The organism is Apilactobacillus xinyiensis, assembly GCF_019656235.1.
Lineage (GTDB): Bacteria > Bacillota > Bacilli > Lactobacillales > Lactobacillaceae > Apilactobacillus > Apilactobacillus xinyiensis.
The window spans coordinates 13174-25500 of sequence record NZ_BPLL01000009.1; the positions used below are offsets into that span (position 1 = coordinate 13174).

General features: G+C 31.8%; 15 protein-coding genes, 1 pseudogene and 1 CRISPR repeat array. Of the genes and pseudogenes, 13 read left to right on the forward strand and 3 right to left on the reverse strand.

The window, feature by feature from the left end; genetic code table 11:
* The first annotated feature begins 8 nt into the window (after positions 1 to 8).
* From cas6e to K5Q11_RS03125, 5 genes and pseudogenes are all read left to right on the forward strand, one after another.
* A complete protein-coding gene (gene cas6e, locus K5Q11_RS03105; RefSeq protein ID WP_220751196.1) occupies positions 9 to 644 on the forward strand; it encodes a type I-E CRISPR-associated protein Cas6/Cse3/CasE in 636 nt (211 codons plus the stop codon).
* 6 nt (positions 645 to 650) lie between these two features.
* Complete coding sequence (cas1e, locus tag K5Q11_RS03110) at positions 651 to 1583, forward strand: type I-E CRISPR-associated endonuclease Cas1e (protein ID WP_220728755.1); 933 nt, start codon at positions 651 to 653, stop codon at positions 1581 to 1583.
* 18 nt (positions 1584 to 1601) lie between these two features.
* Positions 1602 to 2510, forward strand: coding sequence for a type I-E CRISPR-associated endoribonuclease Cas2e (gene cas2e, locus K5Q11_RS03115; RefSeq protein ID WP_220751197.1), 909 nt, complete (start codon positions 1602 to 1604; stop codon positions 2508 to 2510).
* A gap of 102 nt (positions 2511 to 2612) precedes the next feature.
* Positions 2613 to 2699 (forward strand): annotated as a pseudogene (locus tag K5Q11_RS07570) (antA/AntB antirepressor family protein); the annotation flags it as partial.
* A 22-nt stretch (positions 2700 to 2721) separates the two neighbouring features.
* A CRISPR array of direct repeats spans positions 2722 to 4032; the repeat unit is 29 nt; unit sequence GTATTTCCTGCACACGCGGGAGTGATTCT.
* A 91-nt stretch (positions 4033 to 4123) separates the two neighbouring features.
* Entirely contained in the window at positions 4124 to 4315 is a 192-nt protein-coding gene (locus K5Q11_RS03125) for a hypothetical protein (protein WP_220751198.1), read from the forward strand.
* A gap of 90 nt (positions 4316 to 4405) precedes the next feature.
* Here K5Q11_RS03125 and K5Q11_RS03130 read toward each other — a convergent pair whose 3' ends face one another.
* Positions 4406 to 5179 (reverse strand): hypothetical protein, encoded by a 774-nt coding sequence (locus K5Q11_RS03130; RefSeq protein ID WP_220751199.1) that lies wholly within the window; start codon positions 5177 to 5179, stop codon positions 4406 to 4408.
* A 203-nt stretch (positions 5180 to 5382) separates the two neighbouring features.
* Between K5Q11_RS03130 and K5Q11_RS03135 the strand changes: the two genes are divergently transcribed.
* Entirely contained in the window at positions 5383 to 5664 is a 282-nt protein-coding gene (locus tag K5Q11_RS03135) for a type II toxin-antitoxin system Phd/YefM family antitoxin (protein ID WP_220728749.1), read from the forward strand.
* Positions 5657 to 5977 carry a type II toxin-antitoxin system mRNA interferase toxin, RelE/StbE family gene (locus tag K5Q11_RS03140; RefSeq protein WP_220728748.1) on the forward strand — a complete coding sequence of 107 codons (321 nt, stop codon included), beginning with the start codon at positions 5657 to 5659 and terminating at the stop codon, positions 5975 to 5977. The genes K5Q11_RS03135 and K5Q11_RS03140 overlap by 8 nt, the downstream gene beginning before the upstream one ends.
* Positions 5978 to 6079: 102 nt before the next feature.
* Here K5Q11_RS03140 and K5Q11_RS03145 read toward each other — a convergent pair whose 3' ends face one another.
* On the reverse strand, positions 6080 to 6523 hold the full coding sequence (locus K5Q11_RS03145; RefSeq protein WP_220728747.1) for a GNAT family N-acetyltransferase: 444 nt from the start codon (positions 6521 to 6523) through the stop codon (positions 6080 to 6082).
* Positions 6524 to 7020: 497 nt separating this feature from the next.
* On the opposite strand from K5Q11_RS03145, the gene K5Q11_RS03150 reads away from it, so the two are divergent.
* A complete protein-coding gene (locus tag K5Q11_RS03150; protein WP_220751200.1) occupies positions 7021 to 7815 on the forward strand; it encodes a replication initiator protein A in 795 nt (264 codons plus the stop codon).
* Positions 7816 to 7869: 54 nt separating this feature from the next.
* On the opposite strand, the gene K5Q11_RS03155 is transcribed toward K5Q11_RS03150, so the two are convergent.
* Positions 7870 to 8985 (reverse strand): hypothetical protein, encoded by a 1116-nt coding sequence (locus K5Q11_RS03155; protein ID WP_220728745.1) that lies wholly within the window; start codon positions 8983 to 8985, stop codon positions 7870 to 7872.
* Positions 8986 to 9124: 139 nt separating this feature from the next.
* Here K5Q11_RS03155 and K5Q11_RS03160 point away from each other — a divergent pair, with 139 nt between their 5' ends.
* The 5 genes from K5Q11_RS03160 to K5Q11_RS03180 all read left to right on the forward strand — a co-directional run bounded on the left by K5Q11_RS03160 (position 9125) and on the right by K5Q11_RS03180 (position 12298).
* The gene (locus tag K5Q11_RS03160) at positions 9125 to 10357 is read left to right on the forward strand and encodes a HEPN domain-containing protein (RefSeq protein ID WP_220728744.1); all 1233 of its coding nucleotides are present in this window, start codon (positions 9125 to 9127) and stop codon (positions 10355 to 10357) included.
* Positions 10358 to 10438: 81 nt separating this feature from the next.
* A complete protein-coding gene (locus K5Q11_RS03165) occupies positions 10439 to 10990 on the forward strand; it encodes a hypothetical protein (protein ID WP_220728743.1) in 552 nt (183 codons plus the stop codon).
* Between the two features lie 93 nt (positions 10991 to 11083).
* Complete coding sequence (locus K5Q11_RS03170) at positions 11084 to 11467, forward strand: hypothetical protein (protein WP_220751201.1); 384 nt, start codon at positions 11084 to 11086, stop codon at positions 11465 to 11467.
* A gap of 33 nt (positions 11468 to 11500) precedes the next feature.
* Entirely contained in the window at positions 11501 to 11848 is a 348-nt protein-coding gene (locus K5Q11_RS03175) for a hypothetical protein (RefSeq protein WP_220751202.1), read from the forward strand.
* Between the two features lie 69 nt (positions 11849 to 11917).
* Complete coding sequence (locus K5Q11_RS03180) at positions 11918 to 12298, forward strand: hypothetical protein (RefSeq protein WP_220728741.1); 381 nt, start codon at positions 11918 to 11920, stop codon at positions 12296 to 12298.
* Positions 12299 to 12327: the final 29 nt, after the last annotated feature.

A 12327-nucleotide genomic window follows, 5' to 3' on the forward strand; every position in this document is an offset into this window, starting at 1 on the left:
GGATTTATATGTATTTATCAAGGGTAGAGATTGATGTTAATGATCATCAAAAAATCCAAGATTTAAATCATCTAGGTGCTTATCATAACTGGGTTGAACAAAGCTTTCCGGATGAAGTTAATGCATCAATCAGAACACGCAAGTTGTGGCGAGTAGATGAATTAAATCATAAAAAATATCTATTGATAGTTAGTGAAAATAAGCCGGTTCAAGCTAAATTAGAACATTATGGTATTCCTGGATCTAGTTCTATTATTGACTATGGTAAGTTTATTGAAAAATTAAAAAATGGAATGCATGCGAGATTTCGTGCAGTATTAAATCCAGCTGTTTCAAAGAGTACAGGTAAAAAATCAGGTCAACGAGGCAAGGTTTATGAATGTTTAAGTTTAGATAGTCAAATGCAATATCTATACAATCGTGCTGATAAAAATGGTTTTGATATATCTGATGGTGAATATATGGTTAAGCATAGTTCATCAGAGTTATTAGTGAAAGCTAATCGACCATGTTATATAAAGCAAGTTGCTTATGAAGGCCGACTGGTCATTAAGGATATTGATAAATTTAAAGCAGTTTTAACTGAAGGTTTGGGACGTAAAAAAGCTTACGGCTGTGGAATGTTTACCATCATTCCAGAATAGGAAAAAATGAATAAAAATATAGGAGCTAAAAAAGCAGAACTAACTGAACTGCCACGGATTGGTGATCGAATTAGTTTTATCTACTTTGAACATGCTAAGATTAATCGACAAGACAGTGCAATTACATTTGTCGATAAAAACGGAACGATTAAAGTTCCAGTGGCTATGATTAGTGTACTGATGCTGGGACCAGGAACTGATATTACACATCGAGCGATGGAATTACTAGGTGATACTGGAACGAGTGTCATTTGGGTTGGTGAACGTGGTGTTAGGCAATATGCAAATGGTCGAGCTTTGTCACACAGTAGTAGATTTTTGGAAAAACAGGCTAAATTAGTATCTAATACTAGAACTAGGCTTGCCGTATCACGAAAAATGTACCAAATGCGTTTTCATCACGAAGATGTTAGTCACCTAACAATGGAACAATTACGTGGTCGTGAAGGTTCTAGAGTACGTAAAATATATAAACAACAATCAGAAATGTATGGTGTGAAATGGACTGGTCGAACTTATGACCATGAAAATTTTGACAATGGTAATACGATCAATAAGGCTTTGTCGGCAGCTCACACAGCACTATACGGATTAGTTTATAGTGTAATATCTGGATTAGGACTAGCACCAGGGCTAGGTTTTGTGCATACCGGTCACGATTTATCATTAGTTTATGACATTGCGGACTTATATAAGGCTGAATTAACAATTCCAATTGCTTTTGAAGTTGCAGCGCATGCTTCTGATCAAGATGATATTGGACAAATTACGCGATTAAGGGTTAGAGATGCCTTTGTTGATGGAAAAGTCATTAAACAAATCGTTGCAGATATTCAATATTTATTAGATATAAGTGAAAAAGATACGTTGGATACTGAAGTAATTAGTTTATGGGATGACAAAAACAAGCTAGTAAAACATGGTGTTTTATATAGTTAAAATGAGTGGTGATTATGTATGCCGATGACCGTGGTGACACTAACTAAAGTACCACCCTCATTAAGGGGAGATTTAACTAAGTGGATGCAAGAAATAGCTACTGGCGTTTATGTTGGTAATGTTAATTCTAGAGTGCGTGATAAGCTTTGGAGTCGCATTACGGAAAACGTTAAACAAGGTCAAGCTACAATTAGTTATCATACTAATACTGAATTAGGATATAACTGTGAAACTTACCATACCTATCGCAACATAATTGATTGCGAAGGCATTCCTTTAGTTCAAATTCCAAATGCTGAAAATCAGAAAAATAGTATAATCAGTGGCTTTAGTAAAGCTGCTAAGTTTCGTAAAATCAAAAACATTAATAAGTCGAAGTCTAAGGATAAGAATAAAGTTAATTTACCTGAATACGTGGTTTTTGATGTTGAAACAGATGGGTTAGATACTAACTCTGATAATATTATTGAAGTAGGCGCTATCAAAGTTTCGCATGATGACCAAAAAAAGTTTGATTATTTAGTTCAGCATGCTGGTTCAATTCCAAATAGTATTCAAAAATTAACTGGTATTGATGATACAATGATATCTAAAAATGGCTATGATATCTCATTTGTATTAAAACAATTTGTTAAATTCATTGGTAATGATACTTTAGTAGGTTACAATGTTAATTTTGATATTGATTTTATTAACAATAAACTATTATCGTTGAAATTAGATCCAATTCAAAATAAATATATTGATATTTTGCCGTTAGTAAAACATGATAATATGTTTATGAGTAGTTATAAGTTAAAAGATGTTGTTTTAAGTTATGGTATTAATGTAAAAACATTTCATAGAGCATTATCAGATGCTGAATCAACATTAAAACTCTCGACTAAAGTGAATGAATTTGCTAATAAGTTGAAATTAAAACGTTGATATGTCAGACTTTCTTTAGTGTATTTCCTGCACACGCGGGAGTGATTCTGGAACGTATCAAGCGTTATGACATGACCGGAAGTATTTCCTGCACACGCGGGAGTGATTCTAAAAACAGAATTTAGTCATTGGATTAATAGAATGCTTAAATATGGATTTACTGAAAACGCTGATTTTGCCGTAATCGTCAAAAAAGACGATGACGATACAGGTATTTCCTGCACACGCGGGAGTGATTCTACAGTTACTTACAGATTAAGTGGAATAACTCAGTATTTCCTGCACACGCGGGAGTGATTCTTTTGACAATCTCACAAAAATAAAAGATTCCACGTATTTCCTGCACACGCGGGAGTGATTCTGGTAACTTTAAATCTTATGCTAAAGGTACTGGGTATTTCCTGCACACGCGGGAGTGATTCTACAAAGAAATTATCAGCAAAGCTAAAGAACAAGTATTTCCTGCACACGCGGGAGTGATTCTATTATTGTTAATACTGCTAAAACGGTCATTTGGTATTTCCTGCACACGCGGGAGTGATTCTTTCATCAACTGGATTAGCTTGGTTGATAATCGGTATTTCCTGCACACGCGGGAGTGATTCTGCCATAGCGTGCAATGACCTTATAAACATATCGTATTTCCTGCACACGCGGGAGTGATTCTAGGGGAAAAATAACATGCAAGCATTATCTAATGTATTTCCTGCACACGCGGGAGTGATTCTGTGGTTAGGTTATGTCAGGTTTTTAGCTACATGTATTTCCTGCACACGCGGGAGTGATTCTTGAAATTACAGTATCAACCATCTTACTTCGATGTATTTCCTGCACACGCGGGAGTGATTCTGTTTTTGTATGATCCAGAGTTCAAAGCAATTACGTATTTCCTGCACACGCGGGAGTGATTCTTTACCGAAAAGACTACAGACAAAAGGCAGGTGGTATTTCCTGCACACGCGGGAGTGATTCTTCCATCGAATGTATATTCAAATCGCATGGGTAGTATTTCCTGCACACGCGGGAGTGATTCTGCTGATTTGTAGGCGTTCGTGATACTAATAAAGTATTTCCTGCACACGCGGGAGTGATTCTGATATTGAGATTTTAAAGCTATCAAGGTTATAGTATTTCCTGCACACGCGGGAGTGATTCTGGACGTAGTGAATGTTTCAAAAGGAACAGCAGGTATTTCCTGCACACGCGGGAGTGATTCTTACACCTGTTAATGATGAACTATAAGCATTTGGTATTTCCTGCACACGCGGGAGTGATTCTTCCATAACGTCCTCCTATTAATAGGCCTTTCAGTATTTCCTGCACACGCGGGAGTGATTCTTTATATATTGCTAGTGGCTGAAAGCTACTGTAGTATTTCCTGCATACGCGGGAGTGATTCTTAATTGGCTAAAGCCTCTTTTCTATATAAATTGTATTTCCTGCATACGCGGGAGTGATTCTCGTGCAGGCTTTAACGGTTTATGGCGTGTAAAGTATTTCCTGCATACGCGGGAGTGATTCTAAACTTGTTTACACTGACGAGACTATTTAAACTTATGTATATTTAATATAAAATTATTACTTGAACATAATTAAAAAGAGATGTTTAATCTATGACTAAGTTCATAAAATACGTTTTAATGATCATATTGCTTTCTATGGCTACTACTCTCATCAATGTGATACTAGATGGAGATGTATTTTCATTAAGTTCTTTTATATTTGGATTGATTTTCTGGATGATTATTTCATTAATAGGTTGGACTGTTGTTTTTATAATTTTATACTTTAAGGTTAAGAAGTGAATATTTACTTATTAATAATTTAAAAAAAATAACCCCCAAATTGTTGAACAGTTTCTTGTCCAAACTTTTGGGGGTTTCATCAATTGAATCTTATTTTTTAATTAATTTAACTACTAAATAGTCAATCAAAGTCATAATGATCAACATTCCAATGGCAGCGATAATGAATGATATAGGATTAAAGGCTAATCCATATCGGCTAGAGCTAAAGCCAAATAGATGCATTATGGTTTCTAGTGCTGGCGCAGCTGAGTGTAAAATAACTATCATGATAATCATTAGCCCAGCAACTAATATTACTAAGCAGCCTAGTTTAGCCAATCTATTTTTTACAGGCGACAATAAGTTCGCCACTATATCTATTCCTAAAAATATTAGGGCAAACATCATAAATCCTACCAAAAATGAAGCCACAACGTTTAAATAATAGTTGTCAAAATGCGAATAGAAATTGACTAAATCAGTCACATAGTATGGAATAGTAGTCTTATCGCTCCACCTTACAAACATTAATCTTTCCGTTGAAAGATGAAGTATCATGTATATACCTTCGTTAATTAAAGCACCAGATAACATTAAGACTATTCTTTGTTTAAAATTAAAATGATGCGTGGCCCTTAAATTTAACCAGGTAAAGATTAAAGCCATTGAAAATGCTAAAGTTAAGAATTGAATAATATCATTATTATTATAAAAGTAATCCAAAACATTTAAAATGTTGACTTTTTCATATAAATCTAAAGATACATTGCGCGTAGCCCGTGCAATCCATGCCAATGCCACCAATGCGATAAATACATAAAGCATATTTTTACGCATTTTTATATAAAAATTATGTATAAAACCTTTATCAAGGGTTTCCAATCAAAAACATCTCCTAAAAATTATTTAAGTATAAATATTTAGTTATTTATACTATAAAAACAACTTATTAAGTATTCCATACTTTAAAATAACATGTCAAATTTTTATTGATAATGTTATTAATGAAAGTTATTCGCTTGACTTTTTACTAAATAACGTACATCATTTAGTAAATAATGTAGTGATAGAAAGGGAATGATATAATGGCATTAGCAATTACACAAAGTGTTTTTCGTACTCAATTAAAAAAGTATTTGGATCAAATTAATGACAATAATGAAACTATTTATGTCACTAGAAGCAATAACCCATCTGTAGCAGTAGTTAATCAAGATAAGTTGAATTGGTTGGAAAAGTATGCTCAATCAGAAGAAGGTTCTAGAGAGCATGCAATTGCGAGAGATCAATTAATTAAACAGGGAATCATTGCTGCTGATCCAGTAGTTAAATCTGATGATAGTTACTGGGGTCAATTTAATGGCTAAGCTAAGATTTAGACCGAGCAGGGATTTTAATATTGAACTGAAACGATTATCAAAGTTGGACAGATCGATTGTTTCTGAAGTTAGAGCGGCTATAGATATACTTTTAGAAATGAATAGTCTACCAGAAGAATTCAAAGATCATCAGCTAAAAAATGAACTTAGTGACTATAGAGAATTTCACATCAGAGACACTCCTAAGTATAGACAGCCCAGTCAGATTAATGATGTTATAATCACTTACTCCGTCAATTATGGAGATTTAGTGTTAACTGCCATTCATATTGGAACTCATAAGAGCATTTTTGGAAAATAAATCATTAAAAAATAGATACTATAATATATAGTATCTATTTTTTGTGTAATATTAGGGCAACTAATTTTCATGTTAGTTCATGAAATCAGTTACCCAATTAATTTATAATTTATGATTGTATTTCATCATGATATGCATAGATTGTTCATGCATAAAAGGTTCGCCCATACTTACAAAGCCAAATTTTTCATAGAAACCTTGCTTATCAAGTTGTGCAGTGATAATAATGTCTTTTTGATCAGTATTGTATTTAGCAATTTGCATCATCAAATAATCCATTAATTGCTTACCCATACCCGTGCCACGCACTTCTGGAACCGTTAGCACTCGACCAAAAGATAAGTAATCTTTTTCATCATAAAAACGAGCGTACGCGACTAATTTACCGTCTTTAGTTGCTAAAATGTGTTTAGCAGTTAAATCGTTATCATCCGCATCCACAAAAGTTCGATTTTGTTGCACACAAAACGTTACTGCACGAATATGATACATTTGCCAAATTTGTTGATTAGTAAGTTGATTAAAATCTAAGCATTGCCATTGCATAATAAAACTTCCTTTTTATTAAAATGATATAGCGGATTACGTTAGCTTTTAAACAACTCGAGCTCGATTAATTATAATGGTGATTATATGATTTTTTTTAACTAACACTAATTTTTTTATGTTAATAAGACATTTAATTGCCTGCATAATAACCACCCTTACAATTTTTTAAAATAATATCACATTTGTGAATAAATATGAACCGTAAGACTTAAAAAAACAGTTCACTTTTCATCACAACTACTGTATAGTTATAAACATACAATTACATAGAAAAAGAGCGTTGATTAATAATTATTGGAAGTAATTATTAACCAGCTTACAAGTATCCAAGTACTTGCTCGCCTTTTAACGCCCTTCATAAAGTTATATAACTTATAAAATGAGTATATAACATTTTAAGGGCGCTTTCAATCTTTATTATGCATATTAAAGCTAAGGGTGTGGCAGGAGTCTATCTTGTTGCACTCTTTTTTCTATCCAAAGGGGATAGTCACATGGCACAATTTATACAAATGGATATGCAGATTTTACATAATTCAGCACTTAATTCAGATGAAAAAATCGCTTTAGCACTAATTATGGATCGTATGAAATCATCGGTTCAACGTAGTGAATTTTTTGATAAACAGCATCAAGCCCACTATGTTATCTATTCAGTAGCAGAACTAGCACAAAATCTAGGTGTGGGTTCAAATACGGCAGTTAAAATTTTAAAGAAGTTAGCGCAATTAGGTTTAATTATTAAACAGCGGGTATTCAGTCATGCAACGCGTATTTTTCTACCAACTGAAAAATCAGAATCCACCCAAATGTTACATTCTACAACTACTAAATCCCAAAAAGTAACATCTAATCAAAGTACTTTAAATCAAAATAAATACACAGATGATACAAATGACACCCAAGCAACTGTTGCTGAACATATCAAATCAGATGCATTAACGGTGCTAGGGCAGGGACTAATCCGCAAGGGTGGAATGCCCAGTCGATTAGTTGATATTTTAAAAGTGTATGCGTTTGGTAGTCGTGAAAAACTATATACCTATGCTAGTCTAATTTTCAAGGCGAAACATTGGGCAAGTAAACGAGCTAGTGCATATATAGATAATGCCTATAGTCCATTTCGTTTTGAACTTAATACATTAATGACCACTGCGTTAGTGCATAATATTAAAACGATTATTATTAATGCACATAAAAAAGCCCACAATCCAAATGGCTACATGATGAGTTCATTCATGCGGCTATTTGAAGAGCAGGCGAATGCGTATTTGGTTAATAATGCGTGATTGATTTTCAATTAAAAAAAGATTGAGTCCTATATTTTGAACTCAATCTTTAAATTAATGCTTTTTATTAATTTTCTTGTGTGATTGTTTTTTTACATGTTTTTTATGTGTAATTTTTTTCTTTGTTTTTTTAGTTAATTTTTTAGCTTTATTATTATTAATGGATTTTTTTAAGCTATTTATTTGTTCTTTTAGATTATTTATTTCATTTTTATTATTCGATAGTTCTTGCTTTAAGTAGTCGATGCTAGCTTGGTTATTATCAGATCCATTTTGAATTATTACTGTTGAGCTTTTATCTGTTTGTTGAGTATTTTGTTTTGAATCTTTATCATTGTTTGTATTTGTTTTATTATCGAATATTTCTGACATTCTATTATATATTTCATTGAATTTGAAATCATCATCTGAAAACTCATCTTCATATTCGAATCCTCTAACTGTTTCTAAAAATAAGCAATCATTGTGAGCATTTGAAATATCGTTAAATACTTCCCTAGAAAGACCCTTAGAATTTAACATGCTATTGTATTTATTTTTATATAATTTTGATGCTTCCAATGCTTTATCAGAATAATACTTTAATTTATCAATATTTTTTCTCAAAGAATCGTCATTGTACCTAACATTTAATTCTTCTATTTTAGGTTTATAGTTCGTTAAGATAATATTACGTGATTGTTCGATTAATTTCTTAGTGTCAACATTAGGTATGGTTGTAAGATTATGAGTGTATGTGTCTAAATTCTTTTGTTGAGACTTACTTAAACCAGATAAATTGCTATAAGGGTTAGTGCTTGAAATCATTTCACAGAATTTTAATATTTCTTTTCTGTCATTTGTATTTGAATCAAAGTTTTCAAAAAATGCTTTTTCTGAGTTTTTAGAATCTATTTGTTTTTGTATGTCATTGTAATGCTCGTTTATTAAGTTGATTGATTTTTTAGCTTGGTTAGACAATTTTTCTTCAAATTGACTAGCTAAAAGTTCTAAGCTAGCGTCATTATAAGTGTTCTTGAAGTTATTTTGTCTTTCTTGACTGTTTTTTAATTCTTCTTGCTGTGACCAGTTTATCTCGTTTGCTTTAGCATGTGTTAAATTTAATGAACCTCCCAAAATAATCATTGCCATTGGTGCTATTAGTAGTGATTTTTTGTTTATATTCTTCACAGTAGTAAACTCCTAAATATGTATTTTTTAAATATGAACGTAATATTCTACCATGATTTTTAATGCTAAAGCAATGTTTGATTTGATATGTAGGCGATTGTGATATATTAGAGATGTAAATTAAGGAAGTGCATTTTAAATGAAAAAACATTTTGACGTGAATACTTTGAAATGTAAAGTGTTTGCACTATTAAATAATATAAGAAATGATGAAAATAGTGATAAAGTTGACTTTTCTGTTGTTTTGCAATCTGGTATGTTATCCTATTCCACTATGTTAATGAATGATGTTTTAAAATATATTATTTTAGAAGCTAGCTCAGGTGACTATTTTTCAGAAGAAGATTTATCAAAAGATATACTCCAGATATGTTGCAGAAGTATATTGTCAGAAAAAGATGATGAAACAATCTTTAAAGAAATTATGCGATTAATTAATTCAAAACCAAAAAAATTTTTTTGTATTATACCAATACACGGTATTGAGTTAACTTATTGTTATAATTTTGGAATTGTGAGTCTTTATCCTTCATCTATGAAAACTGAAGTTATACGTTCAAGTTATAATAAGGATATGAGCGACTTTTTTTTAAATTCCAAGAATAAAATTGGAAATTTTGATAATGAAGATTTTGCAACCATTAACGTATTAGCTTTGTCATCACAAAGAGCAGTAGAAATTGCAATTTATGAAATAAATAAGACGTTAAACGTTATAAAGTTTCTTTTTAATGGTATTGGTAATTTATATCAAATTGGAATTGGTAAAAAAACCGAAACAATGTTTGACAATGAATTTATAGTTGCTTCTAATGAATATAGTAAAGGTTCAATGAAACATCCTTTTAAGTTTTTGCCAATGCCTGCAAATTTAAACAATCTAAACAAAAACGGTAAAAAATTTGTAGAAATAGTAACTAAAATACAAAGTAAAATTTATAAAAAGCAAAAAACGACCCCTTTAGAAAGGTCGTTATTTAATTCCGTAAACTTAATTGCATCAGCTTTATACACTGATGATTATGAAGTACGTATGATTAAATTAATGTCAGCAATTGAATCTCTAGTTGAGCAAAAAACTTTTAACCAAAGTATTACTGATCAAGTTTGTGAACGTACAGCTTTATTATTAGGTAAAGATTTAAAATTAAGAACAGAAATATATAACACGATGATTAAATTATACAACAAAAGATCAATTTTAAGTCATGGTGACACAGTAAGAATTACTAAATATGATGTAGACTATTTATTTAATAAATCAAGGAATTTATGTTTTCTTTTTCTTGATAGATTTGATGAGTTTAACGATTCTAATAAAAAAGAAAAAAACAAATTAAAAGAATATATTTTAAAATTGAAACTGAGTTAGTTTAAAGTAATGATTGACGTTATTTCCACGTAAAAGATCTAATGTATAATGAATATATACATAAGAACATAGGAGGATAAAATGGATTTTTGTGAAAACTGTGGAAATGACTTATTATTTGATCATGATTTTTGTTATCAATGTGGATACAACATTAACAATCCGCAAGATTCTTACGTGGTGAATGTGGATATGCCAGCGATAAACTATTCTAAACGAAAACAGAATCGAGATTTTAAAGCTGCCGAGATTTTAAAATATAAAAATCGCTTAAGTTTACATAGTGGCATTGAAAACGTCTTTATTGCTCAAGTGGCCAATAAGCAACGAATTATGTCTTGTTCGTATGTGATGTCAGCAATCTTAGACGTTGAATTTTTTGTTTTATCATTTGAAGATGCTGGCATCGTAATGTTAGGAATGGATATGCGCGGTTGTTTTGATAGTAATAATATCTTCATCCCTAGAAATGCTATTACGACCATTCATAGTCGCCGTGGTTTAATGCATCGAGTACTTAAATTTTCAACGGGAAGGCTTAGCTTTAAGTTACTTTTGCCTAGTTTGGTAATTGGTTCCCCTTATCAAAAGGCTAATTTAGCTCATTTGCAACGTTGTATCGCTAAGTATTAGTGGTTTTAGCTTGGGTTGTTCAGAATATATGCATACAATATAGGCACTTTAACCTATTTGTTAAAGCTAAATTTGTATGAAGGGATGATAGATATGGTAAGTGTGACACAACTAGCTAGAACTTATAAACAACCATATGGTGGTTATTTACCTGTACGTACTTTTACTAAAAAGCAATTTGATGATGGAATTGAACTATCTACAAATGAAAATATTTTGCCCCAATTAGTTGGGTTAGCGGTAGATTATTTAACTCGTTTATGTCAAAATCAATCTTTTGAAACTGCTTTTTTCATTTCATTGCGAGGAATTGATAATTATAAGGCGATTACTAACCAGTCAGTAGATCCAAGTATGATGGAAATTAATGGCTTAGATGATAAATCAATCATTAATGCATGTCGATTGGCCTCTTTTGACGTATGGTATCGCAACTTGGCGGCTGCACGGACTTTTAAAGATCCCAAATTAATTTAACCCAATGCGGAAACCATTAATAACATTAAGACGATGGTTACTCGTACCCTTACGTTCTTTGATAACTATGAGCAAATCGTAGAAAATGGTTTTACAATGCCTGGCGGGTATACTGCAACGGTTGATTCTGGTGATGGTGATTATCTAACTACCCACACATTAGTTGATTTAAAGGTATCAAAGCAAAACATTAATAGTAAATACACTTTACAGTTAGCAATGTATTATTTAATGGGCATGCATTCCATCAATCCTAATTTTGAAAATATTGAAACATTGGCAATTTTTAATCCGCGTTTAAATAAATTATACAGTCGGACAATTGCAGACATTGACCATGATGTGTTGACATCCATTGCTAGTGATGTAATTGCGTATTAATTGTCTTAGCGTTTTGTTATAAGTTTATTTTTTTGATATTATAAGTATAACTAGAAGGGAGTTGCTTGAATGGATTATATGCAATTTATTACTCAACATTTCTGGATATCCTTAGGTATCGCGATTGTTTTACTGGTTATATTTTTATACATAGTTACTTCACTGATTAATCGTCATTATCTTAAGAAACTTAATGCAATGATTGACGAAGCACCTATAACAGCTGAAAATATGAAACCAGGCCAAACGATTGTTAGAACGCTAGGCACTACGAATGATGATATTATTTCTCGTTTTTTAGAACCTTTTACAGCGGATAAATTTACGGTTAAAGTTAGCAATCGTCAAGTTGGGGGTAAAAGTGTTAACTATAATAACGTTACTAAGACTTATGACAGTCAAGATAACACGCGCTACGTTACAGTTTTAACGATTACTAAAAAGTATTAGATATAAAAACGCTACTAACAGGTTAGTTA

Bases quoted from the DNA above. Each gene is read 5' to 3' on its own strand.
- cas6e (WP_220751196.1), top strand. From the start codon at position 9: ATGTATTTATCAAGGGTAGAGATTGATGTTAATGATCATCAAAAAATC.
- cas1e (WP_220728755.1), top strand. From the start codon at position 651: ATGAATAAAAATATAGGAGCTAAAAAAGCAGAACTAACTGAACTGCCA.
- cas2e (WP_220751197.1), top strand. From the start codon at position 1,602: ATGCCGATGACCGTGGTGACACTAACTAAAGTACCACCCTCATTAAGG.
- K5Q11_RS03125 (WP_220751198.1), top strand. From the start codon at position 4,124: ATGACTAAGTTCATAAAATACGTTTTAATGATCATATTGCTTTCTATG.
- K5Q11_RS03135 (WP_220728749.1), top strand. From the start codon at position 5,383: ATGGCATTAGCAATTACACAAAGTGTTTTTCGTACTCAATTAAAAAAG.
- K5Q11_RS03140 (WP_220728748.1), top strand. From the start codon at position 5,657: ATGGCTAAGCTAAGATTTAGACCGAGCAGGGATTTTAATATTGAACTG.
- K5Q11_RS03145 (WP_220728747.1), bottom strand. From the start codon at position 6,523: ATGCAATGGCAATGCTTAGATTTTAATCAACTTACTAATCAACAAATT.
- K5Q11_RS03150 (WP_220751200.1), top strand. From the start codon at position 7,021: ATGGCACAATTTATACAAATGGATATGCAGATTTTACATAATTCAGCA.
- K5Q11_RS03160 (WP_220728744.1), top strand. From the start codon at position 9,125: ATGAAAAAACATTTTGACGTGAATACTTTGAAATGTAAAGTGTTTGCA.
- K5Q11_RS03165 (WP_220728743.1), top strand. From the start codon at position 10,439: ATGGATTTTTGTGAAAACTGTGGAAATGACTTATTATTTGATCATGAT.
- K5Q11_RS03170 (WP_220751201.1), top strand. From the start codon at position 11,084: ATGGTAAGTGTGACACAACTAGCTAGAACTTATAAACAACCATATGGT.
- K5Q11_RS03175 (WP_220751202.1), top strand. From the start codon at position 11,501: ATGGTTACTCGTACCCTTACGTTCTTTGATAACTATGAGCAAATCGTA.
- K5Q11_RS03180 (WP_220728741.1), top strand. From the start codon at position 11,918: ATGGATTATATGCAATTTATTACTCAACATTTCTGGATATCCTTAGGT.